At 62.0% G+C, this 17743-nt stretch carries 16 protein-coding genes; 1 reads left to right on the top strand and 15 read right to left on the bottom strand.

What is annotated here, in order from left to right; genetic code table 11:
- Positions 1–28: 28 nt before the first annotated feature.
- The 12 genes from SJ05684_RS17805 to SJ05684_RS17750 form a co-directional block, all read right to left on the bottom strand.
- On the bottom strand, positions 29–1108 hold the full coding sequence (locus SJ05684_RS17805; RefSeq protein ID WP_034855429.1) for an ABC transporter ATP-binding protein: 1080 nt from the start codon (positions 1106–1108) through the stop codon (positions 29–31).
- A complete protein-coding gene (locus SJ05684_RS17800) occupies positions 1105–1905 on the bottom strand; it encodes an ABC transporter permease (RefSeq protein ID WP_034855428.1) in 801 nt (266 codons plus the stop codon). Before SJ05684_RS17800 ends, SJ05684_RS17805 begins: the two co-directional genes overlap by 4 nt.
- A gap of 1 nt (position 1906) precedes the next feature.
- Positions 1907–2782 (bottom strand): ABC transporter permease, encoded by an 876-nt coding sequence (locus SJ05684_RS17795; RefSeq protein WP_034855427.1) that lies wholly within the window; start codon positions 2780–2782, stop codon positions 1907–1909.
- A 221-nt stretch (positions 2783–3003) separates the two neighbouring features.
- Entirely contained in the window at positions 3004–4014 is a 1011-nt protein-coding gene (locus SJ05684_RS17790) for an ABC transporter substrate-binding protein (protein WP_034855425.1), read from the bottom strand.
- A 39-nt stretch (positions 4015–4053) separates the two neighbouring features.
- On the bottom strand, positions 4054–4380 hold the full coding sequence (locus tag SJ05684_RS17785) for an NIPSNAP family protein (protein WP_034855424.1): 327 nt from the start codon (positions 4378–4380) through the stop codon (positions 4054–4056).
- Between the two features lie 5 nt (positions 4381–4385).
- Positions 4386–5849: an aldehyde dehydrogenase gene (locus SJ05684_RS17780; RefSeq protein WP_034855422.1), complete on the bottom strand. Its 1464-nt coding sequence runs from the start codon at positions 5847–5849 to the stop codon at positions 4386–4388.
- Positions 5850–5854: 5 nt separating this feature from the next.
- Complete coding sequence (locus tag SJ05684_RS17775; RefSeq protein WP_034855421.1) at positions 5855–6895, bottom strand: LLM class flavin-dependent oxidoreductase; 1041 nt, start codon at positions 6893–6895, stop codon at positions 5855–5857.
- Entirely contained in the window at positions 6892–7827 is a 936-nt protein-coding gene (locus SJ05684_RS17770; protein ID WP_034855419.1) for a flavin reductase family protein, read from the bottom strand. The genes SJ05684_RS17775 and SJ05684_RS17770 overlap by 4 nt, the downstream gene beginning before the upstream one ends.
- Positions 7824–8657 (bottom strand): alpha/beta fold hydrolase, encoded by an 834-nt coding sequence (locus SJ05684_RS17765; protein ID WP_034855418.1) that lies wholly within the window; start codon positions 8655–8657, stop codon positions 7824–7826. Before SJ05684_RS17765 ends, SJ05684_RS17770 begins: the two co-directional genes overlap by 4 nt.
- A 15-nt stretch (positions 8658–8672) precedes the next feature.
- Positions 8673–9275: an amino acid synthesis family protein gene (locus SJ05684_RS17760; protein WP_034855416.1), complete on the bottom strand. Its 603-nt coding sequence runs from the start codon at positions 9273–9275 to the stop codon at positions 8673–8675.
- A gap of 552 nt (positions 9276–9827) precedes the next feature.
- Positions 9828–10523: a GntR family transcriptional regulator gene (locus SJ05684_RS17755; protein ID WP_034855442.1), complete on the bottom strand. Its 696-nt coding sequence runs from the start codon at positions 10521–10523 to the stop codon at positions 9828–9830.
- Between the two features lie 183 nt (positions 10524–10706).
- Positions 10707–11861, bottom strand: coding sequence for an RHE_PE00001 family protein (locus SJ05684_RS17750; RefSeq protein ID WP_034855414.1), 1155 nt, complete (start codon positions 11859–11861; stop codon positions 10707–10709).
- 617 nt (positions 11862–12478) lie between these two features.
- Here SJ05684_RS17750 and SJ05684_RS17745 point away from each other — a divergent pair.
- Positions 12479–13318, top strand: a complete 840-nt coding sequence (locus SJ05684_RS17745; RefSeq protein WP_034855413.1) for a hypothetical protein — start codon at positions 12479–12481, stop codon at positions 13316–13318.
- A 768-nt stretch (positions 13319–14086) separates the two neighbouring features.
- Here SJ05684_RS17745 and repC read toward each other — a convergent pair.
- The 3 genes from repC to repA form a co-directional block, all read right to left on the bottom strand.
- The gene (repC, locus tag SJ05684_RS17740) at positions 14087–15382 is read right to left on the bottom strand and encodes a plasmid replication protein RepC (protein WP_034855411.1); all 1296 of its coding nucleotides are present in this window, start codon (positions 15380–15382) and stop codon (positions 14087–14089) included.
- Positions 15383–15538: 156 nt separating this feature from the next.
- A complete protein-coding gene (gene repB, locus SJ05684_RS17735) occupies positions 15539–16543 on the bottom strand; it encodes a plasmid partitioning protein RepB (RefSeq protein ID WP_034855410.1) in 1005 nt (334 codons plus the stop codon).
- Between the two features lie 3 nt (positions 16544–16546).
- Positions 16547–17740, bottom strand: coding sequence for a plasmid partitioning protein RepA (gene repA, locus SJ05684_RS17730; protein WP_374188710.1), 1194 nt, complete (start codon positions 17738–17740; stop codon positions 16547–16549).
- Positions 17741–17743: the final 3 nt, after the last annotated feature.

The raw sequence follows: 17743 nt of genomic DNA, 5'->3' as shown, positions 1-17743 counted from the left end.
CAATGCCGTTCGGTGTGGCGGCTGCCCTTCATTGACCGAAGACGTGCGCCGATCCGGCATCGAATCTCAGCCAGACGGCATCGCCGCGATTGAGCCCTGAAATCGCTTCGTGCCCGAATGGAAGCCGGACGGACAAATCGTTGCCTTTGCCGGTCTTGGTGGCCACGTGAACGTTGTTGCCGAGGAAGGTGATGTCGCTGACCGTGACGGGCAACCCCATGTCGGGCTGCGTCTTGGACAGGAGCAGCCGCTCCGGCCTCAGCATGAGTGCCGCCTCGGCCCCGGAGGATGCAGTCCCATGGAGCGGGACGTTGGAAACGGTCATGCCATCGCAGATGGCGATCTCGGCCCGGCCATCGGCCGTAGAGACCACGCTGCACGGCAGAAAGTCGCTGTCGCCGATAAACTCGGCCACGAACCGGGTGGCCGGATTGGCGTAGAGCTCCGGCCCCGTGCCGATCTGGTCGATCACCCCTTTCGAAAAAACGGCAATGCGGTCGGAAAGGCGAAGGGCCTCCTCCTGGTCGTGCGTGACATAGAGGATGGTCACTTCCGTCTGCTGGTGAATCCGCCGGATTTCGTGCTGGATTTCCTCGCGCAGCTTCTTGTCGAGCGCGGACAGCGGCTCGTCCATCAGCAGCACAGGCGGGTCATAGGCAAGCGCGCGCGCCAACGCGACGCGCTGCTGTTGGCCGCCGGACATCTGCGCAGGCTTGCGGTCCTCGAAGCCCTCGAGCCGGACGAGCTTCAGCATCTCGCGCACCTTGGCATCGATCTCAGCCTTCGGCCGCCGCCGGACTTTCAACGGAAAGGCGATGTTTTCGCCGACGGAAAGATGCGGGAACAGCGTGTAGCGCTGGAACACCATCCCGATATTGCGCTTGTGCGACGGCGTCGCCAGCAGCGATTCTCCCTTGAGCAGGACGTCGCCGCGCGTCGGGTTCTCGAACCCGGCCAGAATGTAGAGCGTCGTGCTTTTTCCCGATCCCGAGGGCCCGAGAAACGTCAGGAACTCCCCCTGTGCCACATCGAGAGTGACATCCTGCACAGCCGTCACCGGACCGTATTCCTTGCGGATGCCCCGGATTTGCAGGAAGGGTTCAGTCATGATTTCAATCCTTTGCGAATGACGGCGACGAGCAGCATCAAGAGCACTGTCAAGAGGATAAGAAGGGTGGAGGCGGCCGCGACAACCGGGGTCAGATCCTGCCTGAGCGTCGCCCATATCTTCACGGGAAGCGTCTGAAGCGTCGGACTCGCCATGAAGATTGCGACGACCACCTCGTCCCAGGAGGTGAGGAACGAGAAGATCGCCGCGGAGAAAATGCCGTGACTGATCGCCGGCAACGTAACCCGGATCTTTGCTTCGAGCGGAGACGCGCCGCAGAGCACGGCCGCGTCCTCGACCGATTTGTCGAACCCCTCGAGTGCACTGGAAATCGACAGGATCGAGAAGGGCAGCGCCAGCACGAGGTGGGAAATGACGAAGCCGGTCAGGGTTCCGTTGAGGCCGATCTGCAGGAAGAATGCATAGAGCGCCACCGCGAGCACGACCACCGGCAGGATCATCGGCGTCAGGAAAAGCGCCTTCAAGCCCTCCCGAAACGGGAACCGCCCGCGCGTCAGGCCGAACGACGTGACAAGTCCCAGGAGAACCGAGAGAACGGTGACGATGATCGCGATCTGGAAGCTCGTCCATGCGGATAAGAGCCAGCGCGGATCGGCGAGAAGCTCCTGATACCATTTGAACGTCCAGCCGGGCGGCGGAAAGATCAGCCATTGCGACGAGCCGAAGGACAGCGCCGCAATGAACAGGATCGGCAGAAGCAGGAAGGCCGTGGTCGCGAGCGTGATGCCGATGAGCACGAGCTTCCACCAGCCGAGGCGATCGAAATTCAGAAGCATCTCAGCGCCCTCCCATGCGATCGGTGCCGAAGAAGCGGAGTTGGACGGCATAGAGCGCCAGCGTGACGATCAGCAGCACCAAAGCCGCGGCCCCGCCCATGCCCCAGTTGACGAGAGACTGGACGAATTGCGCGATCAGTTCGGCGAGCATCATATTTGCGGTACCGCCGAGCAGCGCCGGAGTGACGAAGTAGCCGAGCGACATGACGAAGACCATGAGCGCGCCGGCCGCCATGCCCGGCATTGCAAGCGGCAGCAGAACGCGGACGAGCGACTGCCAGCGACTGGCGCCGCAGAGTGCGGCCGCCTGGAGGATTGCCGGATCGATCTTCCGGATCACGCCGTAGAGCGGCAGGATGATGAAGGGCAACATGATGTAGGTCATGCCGATCGTCACGCCGGTGAGATTGTTGACGAGCGGAAGCGGCTGGTCGATGAGCCCCATTCCGATCAGCATCTTGTTGATGACACCGGTGCGCTGCAGCAGCACCATCCAGGCATAGGTCCGCGCAAGAAGGTTCGTCCACATGGACAGAAGCAGAATGGCGAAAACGACCGAAGCGAAGCGGTTAGGCATGATGGCGAGCGCCCAGGCGACGGGAAAGCCGATCAGCAGCGAAACGAAAGTGACGAGGCCGGAAACGATGAAGGTGTTTGCGAATACCTGCAAATAGGTCGAAGAGCCCAGCAACTCGGCATAGTTTCCAAGCCCCGGTACCGGCTCGGTGACACTGCGCGTCAACAGGATGGCGACGGGCAGCACGAAGAACAGTCCCAAGAGGCCGAGCGCCGGCAATGTCAAATCAAAGTCGGTCGGCCGCCGGGCGCGCACGGGCGCATAGTGTCTCGCCCTCTCGGTTTCGGTCTGCGCTACCATTGCTGTCTCTCCTCCCGGTAAAGAGGCAGGGCGCCGTCTGAAACCAACGGCGCGCCGCCTCTAATGCATCTCGCCCAAAAGTGTGCAGCCGTTTTGGGACAACGACGTGCATGAAAACAAGGAACTAAAGCGCGTTGCACGAATACGATTAAGCGCGACGCGCTTTAGGCCACCAGAGCAACCGGAAGAACGCGGCAACGTTCTTCCGGCCTTTCCGGTGGTTACTTCGTCTGCCAGGCGTACCAGCGCTCCCCGATCGCATCGCGGTTTTCCGCCCAGTAGTTCATGTCCGCATTCACCTGGTTCGCCGTCTGCGCGTCCGGCAGCGTTTTCGCCAATTCCGCATCCATCAGCTTCGGGGAGTCGAGATTGATCGGCGCGTAGCCAGTCGCCTTGGCCAGATCGGCTTGAGCGTCTGCAGATGTGGCCAGCGCGATGAACTGCATCGCTGCTTCCTTGTTCTTCGCGCCCTTCGGCACGACGAGCGAGTCGGCGGCGGTGATGTTCTGCTCCCAGGAGGTCTCGACATTGATGCCGCTCTCGGCAAGCGCGGTCATGCGGCCGTTCCAGAGGCTGCCATAGGGTGCCTCGGCGGAAGCGAGAAGCTGCTGCGACTGGGCGCCGCCCGACCACCAGATGATGTCCTCTTTGATCGTGTCGAGCTTCTTGAAGGCGCGGTCGAGATCAAGTGGGTAGAGTTGATCGGCCGGCACGCCATCCGCGAGCAGCGCCGCCTCGATCACACCCGGCGCCGACCATTTGTAAAAGGCCCGCTTGCCGGGGAACTTCTCCGTATCGAAGAGGTCCGCCCAGGTCTTGGGGCAGGACTCGACCGCATCCTTGTTGCAGCCGATGACGAAGGAATAATAGAAGCTGCCAACCGAGTAGTCGGTGACGAACCGCGGATCGAGCTTGGATTTGTCGATGACGGAGAAATCGAGCTTCTCGAGCAATCCGTTCTTGCCGGCCTGGGCGGCGTAGTCGCCCTCCACGTCGACGACATCCCAGGTAACGGCGCCCGCCTCGACCATCGCCTTGAGCTTGCCGTAGTCGGTCGGCCCGTCCTGCAGGACGTTGATGCCGGTCTTTTCGGTGAACTTCTCAGCCCAGGCGATTTTCTGTGCGTCCTGCGTCGTGCCTCCCCAGCTCGTGAAGACAAGATCCGCGGCCGTTGCCGGCACGGAAGTTGTGATGAAGGCGGCGGCCGCCGCCAAAGCGAATATCTTCTTCATGTTCCCTTGCTCCGTGGTTCGGGTTTTTGCTTGGTTGTTCTATGACGCGCAGCCGCCCAGAGGCGAAAAGCGCGCCGACCTCATGATCTTGTTGTCCGCGACTTCTATGAGGTCGCGTATCTTGGGAAGGAAAGCCTGCCAGTCCGGATCTTCCATCAGCGCGGCCCGGCGTCTCTCGCGCTCGTCGAGGCTCGGATAGGCCCAGATGTGGACGATCTCGTTGATCGGCCCGATTTCGGAGAAGAAGTAGGCGACGAGTTCGCCGAGATGCTTCCTCTGAATGGCAATTCCCTCTTCCTCGACCACTTTCAGATAGGCGGGGATCGCGCCGTTCTTCAGCCGATAGGTGCGGATCTCGTAGAACATCGCCGTCACCGCATTACGAATGGATCAGGGATCGGATCGTCCGACGTCCGGAGCCAGACGGTCTTGGTCAGCGTATAATCGAGTGCGGCCTCGAGGCCGCCCTCGCGCCCTTGGCCGGAAAGCCCGAAACCGCCGAATGGCGCGATCGGGGATACCGCACGATAGGTATTGACCCAGACGATCCCGGCGCGGATCCCCTTCATCAACCGGTGCGCCCGGGTGAGGTTCTGGGTGAAGACCCCGGCCGCAAGCCCGTAGCGGGTGTCGTTGGCGAGACGCAGGGCTTCGTCCTCGGTCTCGAAGGACAGGGCAGAAAGCACGGGACCGAAGAATTCGGTGTCGAGAGACGGCGATACGCTGCCGTCACAATCGAGAATGGTCGGCCGGTAATAGAAGCCGGCGCCCTCCGGCGCAGTGCCGCCGGTCACCAGCTTGGCGCCGGCGGCCAGCGAGCGTGCGACGAGGGCTTTAACGTGGTCGCATTGACGCTGCGTCGCGAGCGGCCCGACCTCCGTCGCCATGTCGAGCGGGCTTCCGATCCGGATCGCCTCCGCCTTGGCCTTGAGGATCTGTAGGAAGCGATCCTTGACGCTTCTCTCGACGATCAGCCGCGAACCCGCGACGCAGCTCTGGCCGGTCGCGGCAAAAATCCCGGCGACCTGCGCATTGGCGGCACTTTCGAGGTCGGCGTCGGCGAAGACGATGAAGGGTGACTTGCCGCCGAGTTCGAGCGAGGTCGAGGCGAGATTTTCCGCCGAATTGCGCACCACATGCCGCGCGGTCTCCGGCCCTCCGGTAAAGGCGATATGGTCTACGTGCGGATGACGGCTGAGCGCCGCACCGCAGGACGGGCCGAAGCCGGTGATGAAATTGACGACGCCCGCCGGGAAGCCCGCCTCGTGCACCAGCCGGGCAAATTCGAGCAGCGGCGCCGGCCCGTCCTCCGAAGCCTTCACCACCATGGTGCAGCCGGCCGCAAGCGCCGGTCCGATCTTCACCGCCGACAGGAAAAGCTGGCTGTTCCAGGGCACGACCATGGCCACGACGCCGATCGGTTCGCGGCGGAGCCAGACATCCATGTCCGGCTTGTCGATCGGCAGATAGGAACCTTCGATCTTGTCGGCGACCCCGGCGTAATATCGATAATAATCCGCGACATAGGCGATCTGCGCCGAGGTCTCGCGAATGATCTTGCCCGTGTCTCGCGTTTCCATCTCGGCGAGCTTCCCGGCATTCTCGGCGACGAGATCGGCAAGCCTGTAGAGAAGCTTGCCTCGCTGGGTGGCGGAAAGTTTCGGCCACGGCCCATCGTGAAAGGCTTTGTGTGCAGCCTCGACGGCACGATCGACGTCCGCTTCCCGTGCCTCCGGCATCTCCGCCCAGGCAAGGCCCGTGGCGGGGTCGATGCTTTCGAACCGGGCTTCGCCATCCGCGAATTCACCGTTGATGTAATACTGGAAGCGCTGCATGTGCCCTACTCCGCAAATGCCGGCATAACGTTGGCGATGAAACGCTCGAGCGAGGCCTTCTTGCGCTCGAAGCTCATGCCCGTATCGATCCAGAAGGAGTATTCATCATACCCCATCGCCTCGTAGCTCTTGATGCGAGCGATAACCTCGTCGGCTGCGCCGACGACGTTGTTGCGTCGCATCACCTCGGCCGAGAGCATGGCGTTGGCGGCAATTTCCTCATCCGGAATCCGCTCGATGAGGCCTTGTGTGATCGGCCTTTCGTTCTTGAACCAGGCGAAGAAATAGTTGTAGTAGACGCTCATCTCATGCGCGGCTCGCGCGATATCCGCCTCGTCGGAGCCGACATAGGTGTGGCGCAGCAGCATGATCTTCGGCCGCTCGACCTCAGGGCTCTTCGCGCAGGCGTCGTTGAACCGACCCATCAAGCTCCGCACCTCGTCGTCGTCCTGCCAGAGCGGGGTCACCTGCACGTTGCAGCCGTTCGCAACGGCGAATTCGTGCGAGTTCGGATCGCGCGCGGCGACCCATATCGGCGGATGGGGCTTCTGCAGCGGCTTCGGCGACGAGGTCGTAGCGGGGAATTTCCAGAACTCGCCGTCATGGGCATAGTCACCCGCCCAGATCCCCTTCACCGCAGGAATAAGCTCGCGCATACGCTGCCCGGCACTCCAGGCATCAAGGCCCGGCAACAACCGCTCGTACTCGAAGGAATAGGCGCCGCGCGCAATTCCGATGTCGAGCCGCCCGTCGCAGATCAGATCCGTCATCGCGGCTTCGCCGGCAAGCTTGATCGGATGCCAGAACGGGGCGATCACCGTGCCGGTTCCAAGCCGCGCAGTCTTGGTGCGGCGGGCAAGATCGGCAATCGTAACGAAGGGGTTCGGCGCAATGGTAAACTCCATTCCGTGATGTTCACCGGTCCAGATCGCATGCATGCCGCCCTTGTCGGCGATCTCGCAGAGCGCGACGAATTCTTCGTATAGCGTCTTGTGGTCCTGCGACGCATCCAGGCGCTCCATGTGAACGAAAAGCGAGAATTTCATGAACGTGCGTCCTTCTTCGCGATCGGGCGTACCGTGCCGCCGGTCTCGTCGCCGAAATACATGCCGAAATTGCCGATCGTGCTTTCGAGCACGAAACGATTGATGATGTCGGCGATCGCGGTGCTGCTGAATTTCGCCGCGGCGGCGTCCTCCGGCCTCAGAAACCGGCCTTCCCGTGGCGCCCCATCGCCGGCAAGCGCGTGATAGACGATGTGTTGGCGTCCATCGCTCTTGTCTTCGTAGACCGAATAGAGAAAGCCGATGGTGACGGTGAGCCCGGTCAATTGCTCGAGATGCGCCGCCAGCGTCCGGGCGGGGTCATCGCCTTCCACAGTGCAACTCGGGATCGACAGCGTTTCATCGCCCAAGAGATAGACCGAGCCCTGCTGCTCGAGCACTGCGCCGAGACGAATTTCTCCCCCGACGGCCGCCGACACGGCCTTGCCCGCCAGCCTGGGTGTGAAATAGCCGCCGCGGGCATAGCCCAGGCCATTCAGACCACTGTTTTCGAAGGCGGTGACGCGCCCGATCATGACGACATGATCGCCGGCGTCGATTAGGTCCTGCATCGAACATTCGAACCAAGCCGCCACCTGCGAAAAGATCGGGCAGCCATTCGGCCCCTTCCGCCAATCGACGGCGGCAAACCGATCCTCCACGGGCCGGGCAAATGTATTGGAGACGTCCTTCTGCGTCTCGGACAAGATGTTGACGGCGAAGCGCTCCGCGCCGGTCATCGTCGCATAATTGCGCGAGGTCTTGGCCAGGCAGACGAGCAGCAGCGGCGGATCCAACGAGACCGACGTGAAGGAATTGGCCGTGAAGCCGATCGGCCGGCCCGCCGCATCGTTTGCCGTCACCACCGTCACTCCGGTCGCAAATGCGCCGAAAGCGTCACGCAAGGCTCTCGGTTCGAATTCTTGGACGCTCATACCGGTTTCTCCCTGCAAGTCAGCCATTCCGCCATCAGCGCATTGACGGTCTCCGGTGCGGTCAGATTGACCATGTGTCTGTGGCCATCGACGATGCGCACCCATCCGTTCGGCGTCCGGGACGCCATCTGCTCGGCCATTTCCCGTGTCGAATTCGGGTCTCCGGAGCCCGTGAGAAAAAGGGCGGGGCAGGTGACGGAGGGCCAGCAATCAGCATAGGTTTCATCGCCGCTGGCAAAGGCGGTATAGGCGATTGCGTAGCCCTCCGGATCGACCCCCTCCAACCAGGCACGGGTGAGTTCGCGCGCCCGCTGGCTCTGCGGATCATCGCCGAACCACCTGAGCAACGGCCCCTTCGTGTCGACGCCGCTGGTGCGGATCGCCGCCGCGCGCGCCAGAACTGCCGCCTTTGCCGCCGGATCGCGGCGATAGACGCCGTTGAGATAAGCGAGGCGGATGATCCGGTCGGCAAAGCTTGCCGCAGCGCCGCCGGAAATGAGCGCTCCCATCGAATGTCCGGCAATATTCGCACGTGCGATCCTCATGTCGTCGAGGAAGCGGCCAAACCACGCGACGAAGTCCGTGACTGTACTTCCCGCGGGGATTTTTTCGCTTCCGCCATGCCCGGGCATGTCCACCGCGATGACCCGGTGGGTTTTTGCGAAGGCCGCGATCTGCGGTGCCCAGGCCTCGAGCCGCATGCCGACCCCGTGGATGAGGATCAACGTCTCGCCGTCGCCGGCTTCGAAGTAAGCGGCTCCCCGCGCAGTGGTCTTGCGCGGGAGGGACGCGCCGCACACCTCAGACGTGTTTGACGTGACCGTGTGCATCGAAGCGCCCGCCGCTCAGACGCCGGCCGGATTGGCGACGTCCTGACCGAGATCCTTCAGATCCTGGTAGCGGTCGCCGATACGATGGTGAGGGCGTCCGCCGATCGAAGCGCCAAGGGCCACGACGATTTCGTCGGCGGCCGGCGCATCGGGAATAGCGGTCTGGATCGTCAGGTAGTGGGAACGGCGCCCCTCGTCCTTCTTGTCCATCAGGGGGATCATGACGGGGGCATTGGCGGGACCGCGCGTATTGGAGAAGGCAAGGTATGACTTGGCGCCGACCGCTTGGCGATAATGATTGCCGAAGCGCAGCGTGTGGATGAGCGCCGAGGCATGCTCGATCTCACCGTCAAGCCCGACGACGGCAGCCTTGCCATAGGCTTCGACTGCTTCGCCCGAGCCAACGGCATCGATGATCATCCTGGTCAGGAGCTCTCCGAGCACGGGTGCTGCCGCGTGGATCTCCGGCTTGAGATCTTCGACGAAGCCCCGCCCGGCCCACGGATTTTTCACCACCGCCAGCGCCGAAAACAGCTTCAACGGCTGCGGGGCGGCCTTGCCTCCCTCAATCAGGGTTGTCTCGGTCTGAAGCAACGTCTTGCGGATCTGAATGGGCATCGGGCATCCTTCCTGTGATATGGTCTTATGGTATACCATAATATTAGCACGTCAAGACTCAAGTTTGGGTAGCTCCGCCGGGACGTCTTGTCGGCGATGTTGAACAGAGCAGCAGCTTGGGCGGGAGCGTTCGGTGGCAGCGAGCCAGGGTGGTGTACGCGCGCGTCAGAGTGCGTTGAAGGGGTCAACGTGCTCGCGTGGCGCGGCGCTTGCTCGCTGGCAGCCGTTTGCCAGGCTCGAAACCGGATGGTCGGTAGCACGGCCTTTCGACCGCGGATGTTTTTTCCTATCAACTGTCTTGAGGAAGCCACGACGCAAAGGTGGCCGTTAAGCAGCGAAGACTGCCGCACAAGCCGCGAATGCCGGACAATGGAGAGCCGCCCAACGGGGGCTTTTGCCGACGCCGTTGTTCGTCAGGGGCGGCAACCCCTTTCTGCCTTACGGCGCCGCGCCTCCTTGGGAACGCCCGAAGGACGCTGTAGGCCCATCAACCTCCGCATCGTGCTTTCCGAAAATCGGGTCCGGGTTCGGGCCGATGCGGCCGAACCGCAATTATTCTTGCGTCTGCTGTGCCGCCAGAAGCGCTTCCGCGATCGCCGCAGCACGGGCGACATGGTCAAGGGCAGCCTTGTGGGCCGCATCGCCATCCCCCCTTCTGATCGCGTCGACGATCCGTTGCATCTGCGCCGGGCCCTCGACGTTGCGGTTCTCGGTCTTGATCGTCATGGAGCGCAGATGGTTGATCCGGACAGTCAGAAGGTTCACGACGCCCCAGGCGACGTGCCGATCGACCTTGGTGAACAGGGTCTGGTAGAATGCATTGGTCTGGCTAAGAACGCCTGCCATGTCCTTCGCAGCATAGCACAGCCGAATTTCCGTCAACGACGCCTCAAGGGCTTCGACGATTGCCGGGTCGCCGCGCTCAGCGCACAGGCGCGCGGCCATTGCCTCCAAGGCGCCGCGGATCTCGTAAATCTGCTTTGCCTCATTCAGGTCCAGAAGCGCAACGATCGGTCCCTTGTTCGGCAAGTTGGCGACTAGCCCCTCGGACTCGAGATGCCGGAGCACTTCGCGAACGATCGTGCGGCTGACGCCAAGTTGGGCACAGAGGTCGCGCTCCACGAGACGTTCGCCAGGTTTGAAGTAGCCCTCCACAATCGCATCCCGGACCTTCTCGAGCGCCAATTCCCGTAGCGTTTTGGATGGACGCTCCACGCGTATGTGGGTTTCCCGCAAATCAGCGTTCATCATCTCACCTCAATTTTGGTCGGCCGGACAATTGTCAGTTGAGGAGTGTAGCATGTATATTACGGTGTACCATAATATTATCGGTATGCGTTCTCCAAAGCAACTGCAGTGAGCCGCCTGACGACGACTCGGCGCCATCCGATCGGCAGCTTGCAATCGCCTGTGCCGGCGAGTTGGGGCTCGCTACAGCACGCCCCAGCCGCGATAGCGGCCCCTGCCGGTCATCTCGCGTAGCCCGAGTTCGCGCACGAGATTGAGCGCGCCCCGCGGCGTCACGCCGAGCCGGCGGGAAATCAGCGCGGTCGAGACGATCGGCCGCGACAGAACGAGTTCGATCAGCCCCGGCAGGTTGCTGTTCGAGCGGCGGTCCCTGATCCTGATCTCCATCTGCGTCCTTGCGAGCGACAGCCGGTCGAGTTCCTTGAGGCCGAGATCGGCCGTTGCCGCCAATGCCTCGAGGAAAGCATGGAGGCGGGTCAGCCTGTCCTTCGACCGGCGGCGATCATGGCGGATCGTCTTCAGCCCAGTATTGAAGGCAAGGACATGCGACGCCGTTTTGCCGCGAAAGCTGAGATAGGCCCCGACGAGAAGTGAGCCGAGCCAGTGCTGGCGACGCAACGGCTCGAGGCGTTCCCAGGCATCGAAGAGGATTGCGGCCCCCAACGTCGCCGGCAGCTGATCGGCCGTCGGCAGGACGGCACGCCAGGCGTCAAGCCGGGCGGCCTCGTCCCAATCCTCCTCGAACAGCAGTCCGAGTTGACCGGCGGGTTCCTGGCTTTCCCTGGATACAGGCTGCGACAGCGCTCCGGCCTCGGCGAAACTCTGGCCGTGGCTCTCCAGCAACCGCTGCGAGCGCGCAAGCGCCGCATCGAGTTCGGCAAACTCGCCGGCGAGCGGGTTTTCCTCCGCATCCTGGTCCGCAAACTCCGGCTGGTTCATCGCGTCCTGACGGCTGGCGGCGAGCTCTGCCCCTTCCTTTTCCGCTCGGCCGCCCTGCTCTCCCCGCAGCGCATCGAGTCCCTGCGCCGACAGTGCCCATCCGGGCTCGGCCAATTCGAGCCGCCGCCGCGCCCGCAACACCGCATGTGCAATCGTCAATTCATGGGATGGCGCTCGCGCATCCATATGCGAATCATGTAGAACGAGATCCTCGACATGCACCAATTCGCCTGCGACCCACAGGGCGGCAACGGCATCGAAGAATTGCCCGCGTTCGCGAAAGCCTTCGGCGACGGCATGCCGGGCCGCCCTCTCATCGAGGCGCGCAAGCCCGTCCTCCGCCGCGATCAGGGCCGGAAGAAGGGTCGGATGCAAAGGATCGAGGATTTCGTATCTCATTAAAATAGCGTTGCTTCGGCGGCGAAACGGAAAGTAACACGCGATTCCTTTCCGTCACAGGTACTGCGGGAATTGCCCACCGAAATATCGTGTCAGGGCTGAATTGACCCGCACCTGCCCGCCGTGTCCATCTCGCATGTCGGGGGCCCCTTCTCTGGCCGGTATGAGCCGAGGCGTAAGGCCGAAATTTCGGCTTCTCGCCGCCTCGTCTGAGATCGGGCACGGAGCCGCGGGTATTCCGCCGGCGTTCGGCACAGAGTTGACAGCTGTCAACAGCGCCGCCCGGTCGGCAATCCGCTACGCAGCCGATCGGCCATGGACGCCCCGTCGCTCTTCGCCTTTGCAACGGCCGGGATGTTGACAGCTGTCAACCGGCAACGCTTCTCGCATACGGCCGGAGACGAGCCGAACCCCGTCCGCTCGAACGATAACTGGTACACCTCGCTTAGCCTTGTCTGCTTGCCAGATGACTTCCTTCCTGCTTTAAGACGCACTGATTAAAACAGCGTTTCCAAGAGCCTTCCGCTGACCTCGTTCACTGCCGGCCTGTCCAGCAAGAATTATCCGCGCTTTGCGCAGAGGCACTTTGCGGGACGGTGGTGAAGAAAGCGGCGACAATGGCAAGCGTCCTGGCGGCAAGCGGCGGCGTCAAGCAGGTGATCTGCATCAATTGGGGCACGAAATACGGCGCACCCTTCATCAACAGACTGTACGCGATGGTGGCCCGCAACATAACGCCGCCCTTCACCTTCACCTGCTTCACCGACAGTCGCGACAATCTGCGAGCGGAGATTATCTGCGAAGACCTGCCGCCGCTCGACGTGGCGAAGATGCCGGAGAACACCAAAGGCATCTGGCCCAAGGCGCGGCTCTGGGGGCCCAAGCTCGGAGACCTCAAAGGGCCGGTATTGTTTCTTGATCTTGACGTCGTGATCGTCGGATCGCTCGACAGTTTCTTTGAAATCGGCGGCCCGGACGATGTGGTCCTCGCCAGAAATCAGACAACGCCCTTCGAGCGGCTCGGGCAGACTTCGGTGTTCCGCTTCACGGTCGGCAAGCTCGAACCGCTGCAGCATAAGTTTAGAGCCGATCCGCAAGGGGTTGCTGACGAATACGAGTTCGAGCAGAGATTCGTCACCCGAAATGCTCCGGGCGGCGCGAAACTCTTCCCGCGGCGCTATGTCCTGCACTTCCGACAGGACTGCCGCTGGCCGTTTCCGCTCAATTATTGGTTCGTACCGCGTCTGCCCGCCGATGCACGCGTCGTTCTCTTCCCACGAGGACTGCTGCCGCAGCATGCGATCGATGGGCAATATGGCTATAAAGGCCGCGCAACGGCGCCCCTTGATCATTTCCGCGGACTGCTGTCGTCGGACCGGCGGGAGAAAAACCCGCTCCGCTATCTGCGGCATTACATTCGCCCGACGCCCTGGGTCGCAGAGCATTGGCGCGAATGACGGGCTGTTGACAGCTGTCAACAGCCCCTGCTCCGCAAGGTTCCAACAAATAGCCGCAGCCAGCAAGCATGGGAAATCCTCGGTCTCCCAGTTTGAAACGGTCCGGCGTTTGGCTAGACAGGCCTGTGCGGTACCTCCAAGGGCATGCTCCCGGACGTCGGCTTGTCGAGCTTCATTCGTCGGTTGTGAGTTGCCACACGCATAGGGCCCACTGCAGCGTTCAGTCGCCTCCATAAGGGAGTGCCGGAAGAGCGGTTTACCCAGTGACGGACTACGCCGGAGTGCGCTTCGGGTCCCTGTTTTCTGTGAATCTCGGCATCCGGCGATCGCGGTATATCTCGGGCCATATGCACCGAAGCGAGGATCGCTCCTGACCGTCCACGTGACGGAAACGATTAGCGAGATAGCTTCCGCTTCGTTGGGGGACGCCTTTTATGCCAATGGTTTACGATAGGCGCAAAATTCTTAAGAAAGACATAGAGGACCGGCAATCGGCGAATCCGGAACGGTTCAGAGTGTCCGCCATTTCCTGCCGCAAATCAACATCCGCAGACGGTGCTTGCTCATTCTCCACAGCGGCACCCCACCGGCCGAACGGGTGAAGGAGAACCCATTATCCGCGGAAGGCGTGGCAACGGCCGCGTCGACGCTGCACAAGAATCGAGACTGGCAGAACGCTCGCCCAATACTTGCCTCTCGGCGCGTCGGAAAAGCCGTCACCCGTTTCTCTCCAAGGTGATCCAAATACGTTCGGACAACGGCAGCAGATCAGGTCGCCATCAGCGTTGCTTCCCTTCTGGCGCGGCTGAGCGCTCCGACCATTGGCGCGATCGAAAAGGACTGCGATCTTGCCCGCCGTGTGAGATCCCTCAGATAGCCGCCCGGCGAATTGATGCGGTCGGCGCGCTCGAGGATGCAGGCGATTACGGTTGCCGTATTCTCGTAGCCGAGAACCGCGCAGGCATCGTCATAGGCGTCGGCGCTTACGTTCAACATGGTTCTGACGACGACCGCGGCCGTCATCAGGTCCCTCCAGTTCGAGACGCGGCCCGATGGTGCGTAGTCGGCGATTTGCGGACAAGCCTGCAGAACGGCGGGTAGCGGAATGTCACGGGCGAACGGCTCGGCCGGCCGGAGCTTCTGCGCCGGGCCATGGATCGGCGGTGGGAACTGCGCAGATTGGCGCTCAACGCCCGCGTCCGTCGCTTTCGTGCCGCGGTTCTCGTCGCTTGCCGGTCCCTCCCCTTTTTCCAAGCGACGTTCAGATTCAGATTGGGAGTCTGGTTGTGAATTCTGTATGTGGCAGCCATTCTGGCGATCATTGGCGTCCGTATTTGACAAATTAAGCAGTGTTTCCAAGCGATTGGTGAGTTCGTTCCGGAGTGACGCCAGTTTTGCAAGAACTGCTTCGAGGATGATGGAAGAAGGTTTGCGAGGGAGGCTGGCGACGAGCGCTTCGAAACGCTCCTTGTATGGTTGCCAGTCGTCATCGGGAGCGCTCTCGTCTGTGAGCTCGATAAGCTTGAGGATATCGCGGCGGCAGAGGCTCAGGCGTTCGCGCAACAGGCGTAGATGTTGCTGTTCGGCTGCAAGCTCGGCGGCAACGGTCTTGAACTCCCCTGCCCGGGCCAAGAGCGGCGAGAGATCGAAACCGAATGCTTCGCCGATCGAGCCGCTGCGGTTCTTGCGGGCGTAGCGCTTGCCGTTGGGGCTGTCGCGCCGAATGATCAGCCCGGTTTCCACGAGGCAGGCAAGATGCCGCCGCAGCGTCGTTTCGGCCATGCCATGGGTGCGGAGCGAAAGCTGCGCATTCGATGGGAAGACGACGAGGCCGGTGTTACCGGAAAGCTCTGCGCCCGGATAGAAACTCAAAAGGGCGTTGAGCACGGCAAGCGAGCGGTCGGACACGCCGATTACCGTTTTCGCCTCGCAGAGAGTTCGAAACAATTTCCATTTGTCGATCGACTGCGCCGGCGCAACTCGGCCGGCCGTGATCTGACTTGCGAGCATGCCAAACGTCATCGCCCGCCGCCCAAAAGGCGTCGTCACATTTCCACGTTCCATTTTTCTTCACCTTTTCCAAGGCAAAAGAAATCCGTTCGCCGAAACGACGTCAAAAACGCTTGACACTGATTCGCGGAAATGGGAATCTCAAGTTGCTACACGAGAGAAGGGTTTCCGCAGCGCTAGTCGTTCGGAAGCCTTTTTCTTTTGCTCTGTCTAGTCTCCTGTTTCCTGTTGATATTCGAGGTAGAGCGCCTCGAGCCTCTGCCTCACGAAATCGCCAAAACCGGGTGCCGCCCTCTTGCTGAAGGCAAGAGTCGTCTCCGCATCGGTTTCGCGGATTCGCACCGCGCGCACACGATCGGGGGCAAGCCAGGTTTCCGTCCTTGGCCGCTCCTTGGCGGCGCTGAGCAAGGCGAAGAGCTTTTCGAAGCGCTGATCGCTGTTGAGCGAGCGGAATGCCGGCAGCCGCACGTCCGCAAGTGCCTTCGCCTCCGTGCCTTCGCGCTCGACGAGGTCGGCGAGCTCCATCCAGCGCCGGCGCCCGAACGAGGGCGCGGCACCGATGGCTTCGATGATTTCCAGCGGCAGGCGGCGCACGACCGCGATCATCTTCGAAAGCGCCGCCTTGTCGACGCCGAGGGCCGACATGATGGTGTCGCGCGAGAAGCCGCGATCCTCGAGCCGGGTCGCGAAAAGCGAGCGCTCGATGAAGGACAGATCGGTACGGGCGTTGTTTTCCTGGCCCTGGGAGATGACGAGCTGTTCGTCGGTCAAATCGCGGATGACCGCCTTGACCCTGCTGCCGATCTCGCGGAGCGCGGCGAGCCGGCGGTGGCCGTAGGCGACCTGATAGCGGCCCTGTACCGTCGGATGCGGCCTGACGAGGATCGGCACCTGTTGTCCGTGGTCGCGGATCTGCTGAACCAGAGCGGCCTGTATTTCGGGGGCCACGGCGAGCCGGTCGACAACGAAGGAGGCGTCGATCAGCGATGGCTCGAGTTCGACGATCGCCTGGCCTTCCGCGAGCCGCCGCTCGAGTTCCTGGGCACGCTCGACTTTTTCGGTGATGTTCGACAGCGAGCGCGTGATGCCGCCTACGAGCCCGCTCGGCCGCTGCGCCGGTTGAAGCCCGGCGATCGGCCGTTCGATCGTCGGGCGTTCTCCGTCGCTTGAAACTGCCGGGTTGTCGGAGATGCCGATCAGGTTCTTGCGCGCCATCGGTTACTTCCTTCCCCAGACCTTGCGGATCATCTCTTCGATCTCCGCATTGACGAGCGAAAGCGACTCCATCGCCCGGTCATAGGTGCCGCGGATGAATTGCGAGCGCTCCACCTCGTAGAGCGTCTGTTTCGTAACGCCGGCATCGGAGATGGCGGTCGATTTCACCATGGCGTTCAGAAGCATGCGATTGCCGAAGATCGCGCGCATGAAGCCGGTCATCTGGCTCTGCGGACCGTCATTCGGTTCGAAACGCGTCACAAGATAACGCATCCAGTCGTAGCTCGTGCGTCCGCCGGCCTTCTCGACGACGGCCATGAGCTCGCTCGTCATCGACAGGAATTGCGACATCGACATGACGTCGAGCATCTGCGGATGCACGGTGATGAGGACGGATGTCGCGGCGCAGAGCGCCGACATGGTGAGAAATCCGAGCTGCGGCGGGCAATCGATGACAACGATGTCGTAGAAGCTCTCGATCCCGGAAAGCACCTCGCCGATACGGGCGAAGAACAGCGTCTCAGCCGAGCCGCCGATCATCGCCTTTGGCGTTTCGTGCTCGAATTCCATGAGCTCGAGATTGCCGGGGATCAGGTGGAGGTTAGTCGTGTAGGTCGAGCGCACGACATCGGCGATAGGGCGGGGGTTCTCATAGCGGATGGCGCCATAGAGGGTTTCCGCCTCGCCGACATCGAGCTCCGGCTGATGACCGAACAGGGCGGAGAGCGATGCCTGCGGATCGAGATCGATTGCCAGCACGCGATAGCCGCGGAGCGCCAGATATTGGGAGAGGTGCGCCGCCGTCGTCGTCTTGCCCGACCCGCCCTTGAAATTCATCACCGAGATGACCTGAAGCTTCTCATCGGTCCTGCGATGGGGAATGTATTTGCCGGCTTTGCTGCCCTCGTCGAGGACGCGGCGGATGCGTTCGATGTCCTCGACCGCATACATCCGGCGGCCGTTTGACAGCGGCTGCGGCCCGTGGCCTTCTGACGCGATCTGACGCAGATAGCCCTCACCGATTCCGATGAAGGCGGCGGCTTCCGCCGGGCTGAACAGCCGCATGGTTTTCTGCGCCGACGGGGAGAAGATCTTCTTCTGATGTTCCTGAAGTTGATGGGCGAGTTCCTGGGCGTCGGCCGCCAGCATGGAGGGCAAATGCTCCTGCTCATCGACACCCTGGATTCTCTGCTGCAACAT

This window comes from Sinorhizobium sojae CCBAU 05684, assembly GCF_002288525.1.
GTDB classification, from domain to species: Bacteria; Pseudomonadota; Alphaproteobacteria; order Rhizobiales; family Rhizobiaceae; genus Sinorhizobium; species Sinorhizobium sojae.
Note: the sequence above shows the minus strand (reverse complement) of the source record. Positions and strands in the feature narration are given on the sequence as shown.